Origin of the sequence: Nitrospira sp. (genome assembly GCA_024760545.1) — a bacterium.
Classification (GTDB): domain Bacteria; phylum Nitrospirota; class Nitrospiria; order Nitrospirales; family Nitrospiraceae; genus Nitrospira_D.
In genome coordinates this window covers 35,979-51,369 of record CP060502.1, presented here as the reverse complement: position 1 = coordinate 51,369, position 15,391 = coordinate 35,979, and the positions used below count along the sequence as shown (strand labels likewise).

Genomic DNA, 15,391 nt, shown 5'->3' with positions numbered 1-15,391 from the left:
ATGACGCACCCAAAGAAAGAGACGAAAACAAAGAAACCCTCGCCACATTTGGCCGAGCTTGAACAGGGATTTGATCGTCAAGCCCGGCGTTTTTCAACCTGGGATATGTTGGGAGTGCCTCCTCAGGATCCGGGGACCGCTGGGCCTCCGGCTTCAGCGGTAGAAGACTCCGGCACGAAGGACGTGGAGCGGCGCGCGGTAGTTGCGGAATCGTTAGGGATTGCGCCGGCGCCGGTCCCAGCTGAGAGCGCCCTGCCCGGCCGGGTTGCCGAGCAGGTCTATGAGATTCCGCTCGATCGGTTGGTCCCGAGTCCGGATCAGCCTCGACAGGTCGTTGATCCAGAAGCGGATCAAGAGTTGTTGGAGTCCATTCGCCAGCATGGGGTGTTGAATCCCATTCAAGTACGTCAGGTGGGGGAGAAATTTGAAGTGATTGCTGGGGAACGGCGGTGGCGCGCAACGCAGTTGTTGGGCCATGGAACGATACCGGCGCTGGTGCGGGAGACGTCAACCGGTCAAGCGGCGGCGCAGGCGTTGATTGACAATCTGGTTCGGAAGGACTTGTCTCCTCTCGAAGAAGCGCGCGCCTTTCAGGCGCTGCTTCAGCGCCACGGCTATCAGCAGATTCAACTAGCGGAGAAAGTCGGCTGTCATAAGACCCGGATCTCGCGGGCATTGAGTTTGCTCAAACTTCCGCCCCCTGTCCTCGACATTCTGTTTGCTCCCGGCAGTGATATGACCTCGCGTCATGCGGAGGCCTTGCTGCCGTTGATGGATCAGCCGGCAAAGATGGAGCGGATTGCCCGGCAGGCCGTGAAAGACCGCTGGGCGAGTGAGAAAATACGGCAAGAGGTTCACCGCCGGCCGCGGTTTAATCAAGGGGCACAATGTATCCGGGTGACGCTGCGCGGGGAGAATGGCAGTAAAGGGGTGGTGGCTGCGATTCGCTGGTCCCCGAATCAACAAGATAAGGTGGAGAGTGTCCGGGATGGGATTCAGCAAATTCTGGAGGTTCTGGATCGGTTTGGGCGTGTGGCTGACGCGGGTAGCCATGAATAGACCATGGTAGATCTGTGACGGTGGTAGAAAGTTTCAATCAATTCCCGTGGTGGAAAGGTTTCAATGAATTCCCGTTGTATCTCGGCTACCCCTCTTCTGTATCTCACAAGATACATCGTGGAATTTTCATCGAATTTTCTTCTCTAGGGAGTGGGAGGGCAGGTCCCACCCCTGGTAATGGTAGAGCCAGAGGAGGTTATCCACAGGGCCATGGGAATTCATTGAAGGTTGGACGGGAAGCTGGTGAATGAGGCGGGAAGTCATTGAAGGTTTTTCCGGTTTGATCGGGAAGTCATTGAAGATCTGAACGGGAAGGGATTGAAGGGACGGGAAGTCATTGAACTTCACGGATGTAGAGTGAACATCTTGAAATTAGGCCTTTTCTGCTCGGTCAATCGAGGATGAAGTTGTCCCTTTCTACGTTATGAATAACGAAAGAGAAGAAAGAACGTTACGCGCTATGGACGCTGAGTCGCAAAAGTCTCTGACAGAGAATGCGCGCGAAATACTCTCCTACGGGAGACTCGTCCCTTCATTTGGACACGCAACCTCTCAGTATCTCTTGCGGGAACGGATTCTGGGATCGCTGCATTTCTGGTCCGCGAATACGTCCTCTCGCCGTTCTCAAAAATCGGTCCATGAAAAGGAAATGGTTCGGTATCTCTGGCGGGATGGGACGATTCGCAAAATGACCTTGGTCGCGTATGCGTCGGGAGACTTAGGCTTTCCCACCGCCGTGGATTTTGAGTTGTTCTTGGGGTTAGAGGGTCTGCTGTTAGATCGGATCAAGAAGTCCCGTACGTTAGATCCGGTGGTTCGATTTCAGGGGCACGAGGTCCTGGAGCGGGCGGGGAAGGAAAAAGGGGGGCGGGAATATCAGGAACTGAATCGGTGTTTGATGCGGCTTGCTGGCTTGATGATCGGCGTGGGATCGGGCAAGACACGGAAAACCGGCGAGGTTTCGATGAAGTCCCCTCGGTCGTCCTTTATGAGAATTCTTCGGAACGTCACCTTGCCCGGGACCGCGACGGGGAAGGGACTGCTCCTCGACGGCTATGAGATACATTTGGATGATTGGTACTGCGAGAGTCTGTTGGCGGGGAATTGTTTTGTGGTCGATCATCACCTGCTTCAAGATGTGAAGGGCCATATCACGAAGGTCTTGCATCAGTTGCTGTCGCATCTCTTTTATCTGGGCGGTGGATCCGCGATGCAAAGTTATTCGGAGTTGGTGGAGGGGTTTGAGCTGACTCGATATACCGCGATTTCCCAAGTCCGTCAGCAATTGGGGCCGGCGCATGAGGAATTGATGGCCCGTCAGTTTCTGAGTTCATGGGATCTCGTGCCAGTCCAGGGGAGCAAGCCTCGGGAATATATGTTGATGTGGGAAGCCGGACCGGCGTGGCGGGAGGCGGAGCAGCAACTAGAGGAACGGCGGGCCTATTATGGCGTCGGGGATGATCGGCCAGCGATGAAAATGCTCGAAGATACGAGCGATCCGATGGTGTTGATCGCCGATTCGCAGATTGAGAACCGGAGCGCGGAGGAGACGGCGGCCTCGGCCGCCAAACTGTTAGACTTGATCTTGGAGTTTTCGGGACGTCGCAAAGATCCGCATATCTGGGTGAAAACCTGGCAACGTGCGATCAATTCGGTGCCACATGTCATGATTTGGCGACGGTTCCATGAGGTCAAGGAGCGTGTCGCCCGTGGCGAGCGGATCAACCCAGGCAGTTATCTCTATGACCTCGTGAAACGTGATGCGGCCACGTTGAAAGTGCCCTGGGCCGTAGCGGCGGTGGATCGGAGTGGCTCCGAACCGAAATCTGAGGGTTAGCGCACGCTCGTGCCAGGCTGGGGAACATAGAAGGAAAGGGCTGGGCTCGTCTCGGCGGACGCGTCAGGGTCGACATCGATGACGGAGTGTTAGACACTGTCTTTCTTCTGAACGTGTTGCGCGGCGGTGAATGAGGGCCCATGAGAGGCGTAGTAATTCTCGATGGCCTGAGCCCTGGTCTTGGCGCGCAGTTTGATCAGCAAGCGTTCAACATGAAAGCGGACGGTGCGTTCGCTAATGCCGAGCCTGGTCGCAATCGCTCGTGTTTCATGTCCCGCCTTGATCCCTTCCAATACTTCCCGTTCGCGCGCTGAGAGTTGAGGGCGGTTGAGGAGAGGCGGACAGATGCGCAGTAACGCGGCGGCAAGTTCGCTATTGATATAGTCGATCACGTCGCAATAGCGCAGATTATCCTTGTGCAATCCGCCAGCGTAGGCGATGAATGCACCGGTCTGGTGTCGCCGATCAATCCTGCCTCCAATCGCGCCCGCCGTAATGTCATAGGCTCGGGCTTCTTCCATTACTTCTTCGGTTTTGGGCCCCATCCGTTTGCGGATGGTATGTTCCCACGCAAACGTCTGTTGGGTGCTCGACCAGCGTTGCATGACCGGATCATAGCGGTGGTATCCCTGCTGCTGATAGGTCGTGAGCCACGCGGTGGGATAGGAGACATTGATGATGTGAAAGGGTGCATGGTCATGGGGGGTGGCCATGGCGGGAAGTGAGAGGGTGGCCGCCACGATTTTGTTACAGGGGAGGAGCGTCTGCTTGAGTTGCAGGATATGTCGAATGTCCTGTTCCGTCTGGGCATGGAAGAGGTGGTGCATGATCTCGAGGATCTGGGTCATCTCACGCGCGGAGAAATCGCGAAACACGTGCAGGGGGAATGGGTGATGTGGATCAGCCATGTGCAAAGCCGCTCCTGGGGCTGATTTGCCGACTGTAGGGGGTGTGGAGGCAATCTGATATTCTTCACAAGAAGGGTGTTCCCCCCCATCGAGGCTACTTGTTCTTGGCGTGCCGCTGAGCGAGTTGCTCTTCTGTCACGTCCTGTAGGTCGAAAGGGGAGGGCACGCGTGGTGGGTAGAAATATGAGGGGTAGATGGTGCTCCTACTCAAACAGCGTGACCTCTTTAGTTGTTTACCAAGGAACGTGTTCAGATGCCAGCCTCCGGGCTCGCGCGGTGCGGGGCCTGCCGCAGGCGATGGGCTATGGCTGTGCAGGGAGAGGAGGCAGGCCGCTGGTGTCTGTCGGCATGGGGGGTGTGGCGGGAGGGGCACCCTCGGATACTGGCGTGCGGTCAACAAACGCCGTCGCGCCCAATGTGCTCGACCGGACATTTACGGCCGCGTCGGCCAACCGCAAATGGGTCGCTGACTTCACCTATCTCTGGACCGCCGAAGGCTGGCTCTACGTCGCGGCGGTGGTGGATCTCTTCTCACGACGGGTCGTCGGCTGGTCGATGCAGGCGACGATGACCACGCAACTGGTCACCGATGCTCTGGTGATGGCGATCTGGCGGCGAGGCAAGCCCGAGGCGGTGTTGCATCACTCTGATCGAGGCAGTCAGGGCGAATTCAACCGGTCGACGCAACACTGGGTTGTCCGGCGAATTGTAGGTACTTGTTTAGGGCTTCGGCTGGTGTCTTCCAACCAAGCGTCTTCCGCGGTCTGGTGTTGAGCGTGTGGGCTACGGCCTGGATTTCTTGGTCACTCCAACGAGACAGGTCGGTGCCCTTGGGGAAGTATTGGCGCAGAAGTCCGTTCGTGTTCTCGTTTGTGCCGCGCTGCCATGGACTATGAGGATCAGTAAAGAAGACCTTCACTCCTGCCTCAACGGTAAACCGGGCGTGATCGGATAGTTCTTTGCCACGATCCCAAGTCAATGATTGCCACAGCTGGGCAGGCAGGGTTGTCACCGTTCTCTTGAGCGCATTGGCCATGGTGATGGCTCCGTAGCCAGCCAGCGCGGGGCCGTTCTTCGTGCGGGGGATCAGCCCATAGCCCTTCTCGCGAGGCAGGTGAACCAGCATGGTGAAGCGGCTTGATCGCTCCACCAGCGTCCCAATCGCAGACCGGTTCAGGCCGATGATTAGGTCCCCCTCCCAATGCCCGGGCACGGCGCGGTCTTGTGCCTCTGCAGGACGGCTGGAGATCATGACCTCCTCGCTGACGTGCGCCCACGCCTTGGCCTGTGCTCTGGCCCGTGGCACGCGCAACGCCCGCCCAGTACGAAGGCAGCTCACCAACTCGCGTTTGAGAGCGCCTCTGCCTTGAATGTACAACGCCTGGTAAATGGCTTCGTGAGAGATTCGCATTGATTCATCGTTCGGGAAGTCGATCTGCAGCCGGCGGGCAATCTGCTCTGGCGACCAGCCAGTGACCCATTGGCGGTCGCCGCGATGAGGCGTGTTCCGCCCCTTGAACGGTGCCGGTCGAGGGCCAGCCATCTCACGTCCAGCCACGTCACGGATCTTGCCTTCCAGGCGGTCTTGCACATAGTGGCGCAGTTGCGGGTGAATCACAAGCTTTGCCGGCTTCGGCCTTCTGGCCACCATCTCTGCCTTCCACTGCGCGACCGACGCCCGATACTCGAGTTGGCCACCACGAGTGGCCACGTTGCGTGTCAGCTCGCGCGAGACCGTTGAGGGGGAGCGCCCAATACGGTGAGCGATCTCCCGCACGCTGACGCCTTGAGCCCGCAGCAGCCCGATCTCTTCGCGCTCCGCGAACGACAAATACCGCCCGAACACCGGTTTCGCCATGAACAATGGCATGCCGCCACGATGGCGGAACCAGCGCGTTCCCACCGCCGGAGACACACCAATCATCTCGGCAGCTTCCTCGCTCGTAATCCCAGTCGCGACCTCCAGCCAAAATCGCCGCTCCATCTCATTGCGATGCGACGGGGCACCCGGTGAGCGCCTCGCGCCTCGCCCCGTCAACGTTTGCATCCATCCCGCGGGTCGCCCCATAACCACCTCCTCAATCAAAGGTGTTGCGTCGACCGGTTGAATTCGCCCAGTACACCAGCGAACCGTTTCAACGGCTCCTGGCGGACCAGGGCCTCTCGTGTAGCATGAGCCGCTCCGGCAACTGTTGGGACAACGCGGCAGTAGAGAGCTTCTTCTCCTCGCTGAAGACCGAGCGCACGGCGCGAACCACGTACCGGACCCGAGACCAGGCAAAAGCCGACGTGTTCGATTATATTGAGCGCTTCTATAATCCCCGACGGCGGCATTCCACATTGGGGTATCTCAGTCCGATGGAGTTCGAACGGCAAGCTGAAAGAGCGTAGGGTGGTGTCAACGAAACCGGCAGCAGCTCAACCATTAATGCTTGGAATGGTATCGCTACCTACTAGGACCCACGTTGCGTATTGATCGGCCCGACGTTCAATAAGGTCGCTGTCTTGAATCTCTTCTTCGTCAACAACTGGCTGACCAGGAGCACAATCACCAGCGGCTATATGACCCGTTTCGTGCGACACAACAAATGCTAGCCGCCCTGGCTCATCATGCTTGTGGCCAAGCAATATGATGGGCCGGCCCTCAATGATTCCGGCTAGGCCTTGGAAACTGGGAGTTGGAAGCAAGTCAAGCGAGATGAAAGGAATTCCCCGACGCCAGAGATCTCCTGCGACATCTTTCAAAGTTATCGACGGGCCTGTGTGCTGGATCGAGTTCCGCCAGGCGAGGCCGTCAGCAGGAGGAGTAGTTGCAGCAGTGGGGACATTGTGTCGTAGACTTCGAACGGTTGCTGCAGCTATCCGCATAGCGGCGTGAATTGCAGGACCGAGCCTATCACGATCAATGTCTTTTACACGTCTTAGCTGAGCTTCAGGATAAGGTGGAGATGCTAATCTAGTGCTCGGGTTTTTGATCTCTGTCAAAGACTGACCAAGGAAGCGCGCAATCCGAATTTCAATATCCTGAAGAAGCTTTGGATCTTCACGGCAGGTGTCGTCCCACCAATCAGGCAAGATTGCGGAGCGAAGAAAGTCATTCGGGAAACCTGCCTTGGTGAACCGGCTAGACAGATTCTTGAATGTATGCCTCGTCAGAGGATGGCTCCGTTTAAGCTTTTCTTCTCTCAAGCAGATTGAGGCTAAGGGGTAGTAAGCTGGAGCGGTCAACTCCCCAAGGACTTTCGGTATGCGGTTGAAATTCGCAATGCGGGCTTGCTGGGTCCTGACTATCGCAAGGTCTTAGAGCATCACGGCATCGCCCATGTCTACAACCATTGGTCTTACATGCCGTCGTTACCGGAGCAGCATCAACGGATGGAGGATTGCTTCACGGCGCCCTTCACGGTTCTGCGCCTCCTGACCCCACTCAAGATGTCGTATGAAGCAGCGAAGAAACGTGCGGAGCCGTATACGAAGATCGTGGAAGAGCTGCCAGAGATGCGGCGAGACACCGTGGAACTCGTGAAGAAGGCGGTGGGAGAGAAGCGAAAGGCTTATGTCTTGGTGAATAACCGCAGCGAAGGGAATGCGCCCTTGACGATTTAAGCTTTGATGAATGCATTGCAGGTAGGCCCGCCTTGACCACCTTCACCCGTTCCGAGGCTCACACGGAACGGTGCCAGTTCTTTCCATAAACAGCGTTGGCACATCAGGAGACTTAAACCCATATCTACGGTACAGTTCATGAGCGTCTCGAGTAGCAAGGAGCCAGCACCGCCACGCCGACGTTCATCTTGTCGGCTCCGACCAATGCGTCTGCTGTTAATCAGGATTGCTGTTGCGGGACTGTCTGACACGTGACTGATTCCGTTGGGAACCGTCGGTCTCGCCATGCATCAAGTCCTCCTTCAAGAGGGCGAACACGGTGGACTCCTTGTTTCTTCAATTTCAACGCCGTGCGAGCGCTAGAAATGTCGTTGGGACAGTTACAGTAGAGCACAATTTCTTGGTTCTTCGGCAATTCATCTTGGCGATGCTCGATCTCCTCAAACAGTAAATGGATGGCTCCAGGAATGGCTTCTGGATCCGTTTCGCGCGATAGGGGATTTCTTACATCAACAATAACCACTTGGTGCCCGCCATCCATCATGTTCTTCAATTCGTCGACTGAAATCTTGGCCATCTGGTGTTCTCGTAAGACCTGTTGCCTGCGATAAAACTTATAGGCTACAAAGGTGGCGACACCAATCAGCGCGATGACGAGAATCCATCCGCCGACCTGGTCGAAGACGGCCATGACGGATTCCAGCTGATTGCTAAACAAGGCACCGACACCCTCGGATAGGAGGATCAATAGGAGAGCCCCGCCCGTATCGTAGAAGAGGAATACCGGAAGTGTCATGCCGGTGATGCCGGCCAATGGAGGCGCGATCGTGCTCAAGCCGGGGACGAATTTTGCGATTAGCAGGGTGCTTTTCCCGTGCCGGCGGAACATATCCTCTGAACTTCGCACACAGGAGTCAGGTTCAAGGGAGATTTTACAGAGAAGCCCAAGGACTCGGCCTCCCTTCACGCGCCCTAAGTAATACCAGCAGAGGTCGGGAAGAACAGCGGCGACGAGGGGAGCCAGCACTGCCACGCCGACGTTCATCTTGTCGGCTCCGACCAATGCGCCTGCTGTTACTAAGAGAGGGAGTGCGGGAAGAGGAAGACCAGCCTGCTCTAGAAATACAACAGCGAAGAGCACCCACGCTCCGTAGTCCACCAAAAACTGTAACGTGTTCATATTCTATTCCTATACACCATGCATATGAGCATGAGATTTTTTCTCTTATATCCATACCGTGGATATCAACGAGGCGAGGCAGCGACCCCACCCCCTCGAATGGTCGAGGCAATGTCCTGACTGACGGTCATCAATGCACGACTATGAGCGGCGACCAGGGCGTCGTAGCTCTCGTCAGACACCGTTTCTTGTACATGCGCGCTATCGGTCCGCTGCGTTCCATCCGTCCATTGTACCGTCCAGATGGCGTCGATCGTTGCGGTTTTTCCCAGGATCGATTCGAAACGCTGAACATCAACCGACACCCTCACCTCGGCGCGCTCGACCCCACGCTGGGGATAGGAAGAAATCGACCGGGTGCCCAGGAGATAGGCAAGATTATCGGCCAGGACACGCGCGATTTCTGCCTTAAGCGGTCCAGCCCAGCGATGTGTCTCGGCGAGGACCACACGATGCTCACTTGTGCGCAACACGAGCTGCGGGCGATCGACCATGTCCGGCAGCGTAATTGGTCTCAGGCCGATCGACAGCGCGAACGCCTCAGGCTGGGGACCTCCACGGTCTCGGACAGTGTGACTGTTGAGGATGTAGTGGTTGAGGGTGACAGGCGGTGCGCAGCCAACCGTCAACACGAGACCTGCGAGTCCGACAATGGCGAGCCTGGCCAGGCAGCTGATCATGGTCTCTCCTCTGTTCTCCCACGAATGAGGGATTCGGGGTGGCGTTCGAGAAATTCCGCCAGCTCGTGAAGGGATTGAGATGCTCGTCCCAGCTGACGCAACGCGTCACGAGCATCTTGCTGAAGGGGCGCATCGGTCGCCAGAAGATGTTCTGCGGCGAGCAGCGTGCGCCGCAACTCTTGCAATGCCTCCTCAGCCTTCGGCGCCACCTGTTTGTCCAGCTGCTGCGCCAACGCATCCGTACTCCGCAACATTGTCTGCAGGGAGCCGAGGGTTTTACGAAGATCCGTCATGAGCTCATCCACCGGCAGCCGCTCTAATTTCTGTGCAAAGTGGGACAAGTTATGCTGGAGGCTCGCAAGACTACTCGGAATCGTCGGCAGCTCGGGAGGAACTTTTCCCCAGTTGACCGAGGCTTTGGTTGCATCATGAAAAAAGTCGAGTGCCACGAAAAGCTGTCCGGTGAGGAGACTGCCCGTCGTCAGTTGTGCCCGTAGCCCACGAGCGACGAGCGCATCGATCTCCTGCCTCGTGGGGGCCTCCGCGTGGGCCCCCCTCATGTCATCGGGTTGGACATGCCGCGCCAATTGATCGGGGTAGAGCGCGAGCTCGACAGGAAACCGATAGGTTCTGGCCTTGTCGTCGTAGTCCATTTCGATGTTTGTCACTTCACCGACCGGGAGGCCATGGAGTTCCACCGGAGCCCCAAGGGTCAGTCCTCGCAAGGATTCCGTAAAATACACTGTGAATCTGAGCGTACCCTGATCTGGTCGTTTCATCGCCATGTCCCGGTCTGGGTACATCACAAAATTTGTGTTTTCAGCAGCCTGCGGCGTCACCGAGGCATTCGGCGGGGTCTCAAAGGCAATTCCACCGACCAAGATCGAGATGAGGGATTGTGTACGCATCTTCAGTCCGGCAGAGTCAACGGTCACGTCCACGCCACTCGCGTTCCAGAACCTCGTGTTCGTGGTGACGTATCGATCATGGGGCGCGGCGACAAAGATTCGTGTCACCACAGCGGTTCCATCCGTATCGAGCTCAGCGGACAACACCTTTCCTACGGGCACTCGGTGAAAGTAGATGGGGGTACCGGTATCGAGCGAGCCTTGGCCAGTTCCTCGTAAGACAAATTGCCTGCCCGCGACATCTCCAGTGATAATTGGAGGGACCTCAAGCCCTTCAAATTCCCTCCTAGACGCTTGAGATCTCCCCACATCCAGACCAATGTACGATCCGGAGAACAGCGTGCCGAGCTCTGTCACCTGTCCCCCGGTCACCCGTGTGCGGACGACCCAGAATCTCGTGTCCTCAACGAGATGCATGGAAAAGTTGTTGACCATGTTCGCGGTGACAATGACGTGGGAGAGATCTTCGCTGATGGTAATTGTTCTCACTTCTCCGACGTCGACGTTCTTGTACTTGATCTTCGTCTTACCAGGTTCCAAGCCCTCCGCAGCTCTGAAGGTGATGGTGATCGTCGGTCCCTGTTCGAGGACGGCTTTGATTGCAATCCAGCCGCCGATCAGGATGGAGATGATCGGCACCAGCCACACAAAATGAAGCGACCACCGCCCCTTCGGCGCGGCCACGGCACTTGCCACTTTCAACAGTTCGTCTGTATGTCTGTCATTCACGGGTGCGAAGGTCCTTCTGAGTCGGATCCCAGATGAGTCGAGGATCAAAAGCCATGGCGGAGAGCATGCTGAGCACCACCACGCCACCAAAGTAGACGGCCCCGATGCGAGGGGTCACTGTTGCGAGCGGATGAAATTGCACCAGCGCTGCCAGAATTGCGACGACATACACATCCAGCATGGACCAGCGCCCGATCAGTTCCACGATGCGGTAGAGTTTCGTCCGTTCGAGGGGGCGCCAGGCAGATTGGTAATGGGATGTGGCCACGAGGAGCGTCAGCGCCAGGAGTTTCAAAACAGGAACCACGATGCTGGCAATGAAGACGACGAGGGCCAGCGGCCATGATCCAGAATGCCACAGATAGACGATTCCACTGACAATCGTGTTGTCCTCTTTCCCCAACACGGAGTGCGTTTCCATAATCGGGAGTATATTGGCCGGGATGTAGAGAATATAGGCGGCGAGCAGATAGGCGAATGACCGTTCGATGCTGCTCGTCTTTCGAAAACGGAGCAGACTGCCGCATCGACGGCAAGACGATGCGCCCTCTTGAGCTGGTCTGGAAACAAGACCGCAAGTGTGACAGGCGTACAGCCCGAGTGCTTTTGCCGTGCTCGGTGACGATGTCATTGCGAGGAGACCTCTTCCCACAGATGCCGAAGATTAAACGACCCGCTTGCCGCAACCAACAAGACCATCATCCCCCCCAATGCCCACAGGGCCACGCCGGTTACAATGTCAGCCATGTGCGCCAGTTTGACGAGAGCCACGAGTACCCCCATGAAAAATATTTCGACCATGCTCCATGGTCGTATTAGAGTCAGCAATCGTAGTAGCCTGGGGACCCAGGTTGATGCTGGCCGGATTCGCAATGAAAGCAACACCGATAACATGGCCGCTAACTCGAAGACAGGCAGGATCATGGTGGTAGCTGCGATGAGCACCGAGAAGATGTGCTGGTCCTGACTCCAGAGTTGTTGCACCGCCGTGTACAGGCTCGAAGAGGTTACATTCCCCTGTATCTCCAGCTCCATGATCGGAGACGTGATACCGATGAGAAACATCACGACGGCACCAATCGAGAAGGCGAGCGCCCGGTCAAGACTGCCGGGCGTATACCGATACAGAGGACCGTCACATCGTCGGCAGAGCGCCCACCCACCGGCGGGAAGGGCGATCGGGCGTTGGAGGAGGTCGCACTCGTCGCAGGCGATCAGGTCCGTCGTCGGCTGGTGTTCTGCACGTCTCATCAATGAAGCCCTCGCCCATGTCTGGTACCCCTCGACCAGCCGTTGTAGTGATACGGGTCCCGGCCAAAAGAAAAACAACGTACGGTACAATCGCCTGCCACAGACATCTGAAACACCTTTAACTTCCGCGGACCTGTAATGCGAATGCTGGGAAAGCAACTCGTTACTTCGGGAACACACGGGGTGCAACCGCCTGCTGCCATCCTTCGCCAGACAGATTGTTGAGAAAGGCTTCTAAGTCTTCTCGTTCGTCGTCACTCAGAAACAGAGGTCGCATAATGGGATCCTGATGCGGGTTGCTCACCCCTCCGTGATTGTAAAAGTTCACCACTTCTCTGAGTGTCTTGAATCGACCATCGTGCATGTAGGGAGCAGTCTGAGCGACCTCTCGCAGCGTCGGTGTCTTGAACGCGCCGATATCTTCCGGCTGACGGGTCACGGAATAGCGGCCGAGATCGACGTGAGAGGACTCCCAACCCACTCCGAGATTGTGGTATTGCTCGTCGGTATAGTTGGGGCCAGCGTGGCATCGCACACAGCCGCCCTTGCCTCGAAACACGAGGAACCCGCGTTGTGCGGCGGCAGGGAGGGCGGTCGCATCCCCCCGATAATCGAATCGGTCTACGGGACTGTTACCGGAGAGGATGGTCCATTGGAAATGGGTCAGGGCGGTCGCAATGCCATCCTCGGTCACATCCGTGCCGAATGCCTCGCGAAACAGACGGCGGTAGCCTGGAATTGACCTGATCATGGAGAGGAGGTCGCGCTGAGAGAGCCCGTGTTCAACCGGACTGAGAAAAGGCTCAAGTGTCTGTTCTGGAAGCGTGTGCGCTCGTCCATCCCAAAAGAATGACCGACCGTACAGGCGATTCACAATGGTGGGGGCATTCCGATGGCCACGCTGGCCTTTGATGCCGGTTGGAACAGCGTTCCTATCGGTAAACGCGCGAGAGGGCAGATGACACGAACTACAGGCGATCGTGCCATCTCCTGAGAGTCGCTTGTCGAAAAACAGAAACCGGCCGAGTTCAACGGACTGTTGGATGGGACGACTCTCAATTAGGAGAAAGTCATTCGGATCGCCCAATCCGAGGAGATGGGGAATTTCTTTGTCTGTTGCGCGAAGAGGATCGAGCGCCATCACGTCCGCGCTGAGCAGGAACAACCCACAACCAATGAAAGCCCTCGTGAGTGCAAGCACGAAGGACAGGGGGCGCCCTGAAGGGTTTGGTACGAGTCGTCGGATGTCCATGAGCATCGAGAACGCGTTCTGAATCATTGTTCATCTAGACCGAAGATAATTTGTGACTCGAGCGTTCGGTAGACATATCGCCCCGTCATTTCTGAATGGTAATCGCTGGAGTTGGGACTTTGCCCAAATCCGTGACAGTCATCTGAAAGAGATGGGATAGCACGGCGAAGGATTCTTGATTCCAATTGGACTCCGTCCTCTGTTCGACCGGGTACCTTTTTATCGAATAATACTTCCCCTCAAAGTAGACGGCGAATTCGATCTCGCCAGGCTTACTAGCCGATTCGACAATTTCCAGCGTGTGTGTTGGATTGCGCACGAGTGTAATGGTTCTTGGATCAGGCGTAACGGCAAATTCGCGGTCCTCCTCGAAATTCCGGCCGACAAATCCAACGATGGCATTGATGCTTCTCAGAAGTAACGTGCCATGAAGCGGATAATCACCACCAGGAAAACCAGGCCGAATATCGACCAATACCTGGCTTTCAGGATATTGGAGCGCCTCCAAATGTAATTGCCTCCGTTCCTCGTTTGACAGGCGCTTGGAGTCGTAGTTGGAGATCAGCAGCCGTCCGATCGTTGGACGCCACACAGTATGCGTGCCGGTCTCGACATTGACCTCCCAACGATACCCTTTCTCTGTCGCCTCGACGATCTCACGGGGGTTCGGGGGACGAACGTACATAGTTTGAGTGTCGTTGAATAGCAAAGGTTCTACATAGAGTTGTCTGCTCTTCTCGAGGCTAGCTAAATGCAGCACCCGACGGCGAAATTCGATGAAGCCATCTCCTTCCGAGGGGCGGTTAATCAATAAGCGCCTCCCATCGCCTTCGTCGATCGAGAACCCCCTAGCCATCAAACGCAACAGCATGTTGAGCTCGTAGCCTTGGTGCGCCAAAGATTTCAATGTATTTTCATTGAGCGGTTGAAGGATGCGCCTAGTAAAGTCCTCACCCGTGATGGGGATAATGGTGATCGTAGGATTTTCCGCGACACTCACGCCATATTCGAGTCCGAGTGGGTATTTCGATGGATCGACGGCATGCCCAATTCCTCCCCGAATCCCTGCGTCTGTTCGAAAATCGAACGTCGCGGCAACACTCGACACCGCCGTGAAATGCACCGGCCGATGGTATCGTGCACGTGCGATATTGAGCAGCAATAGATCTGCTTCGACGTAACTGACGGTCCGGTCATATTCAAGCACGGCGCGATGGGTTGCGAGAGGAGAAAGACATCCGCTAATGCCAAAAACAAATGCTAGGCAGAAACACGGCGGCACGAGTTTGATTGGCAATCTCATAGGCGCGCTTTAAGAAAATGACAGAATTGGCGGAGCTGGATAACCGATGACTTATAGTCATCGGTTACCAGATCAAGCAGATTGTTACTTTTTCATGGGATTAGCCGCGCGCAGTACTGGGTAATACTGCGAGAACACAAAGTCCACGGCATTCGTCTCATGGCATTTATTGCACTCGTCGATTTTGTTCGGCTTTGACACGTCTTTCAGTGGGTACGAATGGCCGAAGCTGTAGAAGCCCCAGTTACCGGGATCTTTCGAGTGGAGCTTGGAATCCTTAACGGAAACTTCAAGTCCAATAAATTCCCCTTGGAAATACCCTGCACCGCTGGCCGCTTCTTTTGCACCAACGCTGACCAATTCTTTCACGATCGCGGTGCCGTCTCGATATTTACCGTTCTTTTCGTAGTACGCAAAACCCTCTGGATCCATGTAGACGTTATGAAACTCAGGGAAATTGGCCTTCCCATCGTTCATATCGTTCGGAGTCAGAGGAGTTCCAATGTACACCCAATGCCGGAAGGCAGAAAATGGCGGCCTTTTCATTTTGCCCTCAGGGGTGTACTCAATCGCACCAGGTATTGTGGACGGGGGAGCGCCGGGGGGAGCACCAGCTGTTGCAGAGCTGAGGCTGCCGACGGTTGACCACAGCATTCCTCCAAGCGCAACACTTGCTGC

The 15,391-nt window shown here is 56.2% G+C and carries 13 protein-coding genes and 2 pseudogenes; 5 read left to right on the top strand and 10 right to left on the bottom strand.

The features are described from left to right. Together H8K03_21980 and H8K03_21975 are read left to right on the top strand one after the other, a co-directional pair. Complete coding sequence (locus H8K03_21980; GenBank protein UVT22747.1) at positions 1–1,059, top strand: ParB/RepB/Spo0J family partition protein; 1,059 nt, start codon at positions 1–3, stop codon at positions 1,057–1,059. A 460-nt stretch (positions 1,060–1,519) separates the two neighbouring features. Further along, positions 1,520–2,896 carry a replication initiator protein A gene (locus H8K03_21975; protein UVT22746.1) on the top strand — a complete coding sequence of 459 codons (1,377 nt, stop codon included), beginning with the start codon at positions 1,520–1,522 and terminating at the stop codon, positions 2,894–2,896. Between the two features lie 89 nt (positions 2,897–2,985). Here the strand turns inward: H8K03_21975 and H8K03_21970 are convergent, their stop codons facing one another. Continuing rightward, entirely contained in the window at positions 2,986–3,804 is an 819-nt protein-coding gene (locus tag H8K03_21970; GenBank protein UVT22745.1) for an autoinducer binding domain-containing protein, read from the bottom strand. A 372-nt stretch (positions 3,805–4,176) separates the two neighbouring features. On the opposite strand from H8K03_21970, the pseudogene H8K03_21965 reads away from it, so the two are divergent. After that, a pseudogene (locus H8K03_21965) lies at positions 4,177–4,467 on the top strand (DDE-type integrase/transposase/recombinase). 7 nt (positions 4,468–4,474) lie between these two features. Here H8K03_21965 and H8K03_21960 read toward each other — a convergent pair. Then, positions 4,475–5,851, bottom strand: coding sequence for an IS30 family transposase (locus H8K03_21960; protein UVT22829.1), 1,377 nt, complete (start codon positions 5,849–5,851; stop codon positions 4,475–4,477). 65 nt (positions 5,852–5,916) lie between these two features. Here H8K03_21960 and H8K03_21955 point away from each other — a divergent pair. After that, positions 5,917–6,195, top strand: a pseudogene (locus H8K03_21955) (IS3 family transposase). Positions 6,196–7,062: 867 nt separating this feature from the next. Next, positions 7,063–7,410, top strand: coding sequence for a DUF72 domain-containing protein (locus tag H8K03_21950; GenBank protein UVT22828.1), 348 nt, complete (start codon positions 7,063–7,065; stop codon positions 7,408–7,410). A gap of 220 nt (positions 7,411–7,630) precedes the next feature. On the opposite strand, the gene H8K03_21945 is transcribed toward H8K03_21950, so the two are convergent. The 8 genes from H8K03_21945 to H8K03_21910 all read right to left on the bottom strand — a co-directional run bounded on the left by H8K03_21945 (position 7,631) and on the right by H8K03_21910 (position 15,367). Then, entirely contained in the window at positions 7,631–8,590 is a 960-nt protein-coding gene (locus H8K03_21945) for a VTT domain-containing protein (GenBank protein ID UVT22744.1), read from the bottom strand. 65 nt (positions 8,591–8,655) lie between these two features. Further along, a complete protein-coding gene (locus H8K03_21940; GenBank protein ID UVT22743.1) occupies positions 8,656–9,270 on the bottom strand; it encodes a membrane integrity-associated transporter subunit PqiC in 615 nt (204 codons plus the stop codon). Further along, entirely contained in the window at positions 9,267–10,880 is a 1,614-nt protein-coding gene (locus tag H8K03_21935) for an MCE family protein (protein ID UVT22827.1), read from the bottom strand. Before H8K03_21935 ends, H8K03_21940 begins: the two co-directional genes overlap by 4 nt. Before the next feature lie 19 nt (positions 10,881–10,899). Beyond that, positions 10,900–11,538 carry a paraquat-inducible protein A gene (locus H8K03_21930; protein ID UVT22742.1) on the bottom strand — a complete coding sequence of 213 codons (639 nt, stop codon included), beginning with the start codon at positions 11,536–11,538 and terminating at the stop codon, positions 10,900–10,902. Then, the gene (locus H8K03_21925) at positions 11,535–12,158 is read right to left on the bottom strand and encodes a paraquat-inducible protein A (GenBank protein ID UVT22741.1); all 624 of its coding nucleotides are present in this window, start codon (positions 12,156–12,158) and stop codon (positions 11,535–11,537) included. Before H8K03_21925 ends, H8K03_21930 begins: the two co-directional genes overlap by 4 nt. A 163-nt stretch (positions 12,159–12,321) precedes the next feature. Then, complete coding sequence (locus tag H8K03_21920) at positions 12,322–13,437, bottom strand: c-type cytochrome (GenBank protein UVT22740.1); 1,116 nt, start codon at positions 13,435–13,437, stop codon at positions 12,322–12,324. A gap of 58 nt (positions 13,438–13,495) precedes the next feature. Continuing rightward, on the bottom strand, positions 13,496–14,713 hold the full coding sequence (locus H8K03_21915) for a hypothetical protein (GenBank protein ID UVT22739.1): 1,218 nt from the start codon (positions 14,711–14,713) through the stop codon (positions 13,496–13,498). A gap of 84 nt (positions 14,714–14,797) precedes the next feature. Beyond that, positions 14,798–15,367: a cytochrome P460 family protein gene (locus H8K03_21910; protein UVT22826.1), complete on the bottom strand. Its 570-nt coding sequence runs from the start codon at positions 15,365–15,367 to the stop codon at positions 14,798–14,800. Between the last annotated feature and the right edge of the window lie 24 nt (positions 15,368–15,391).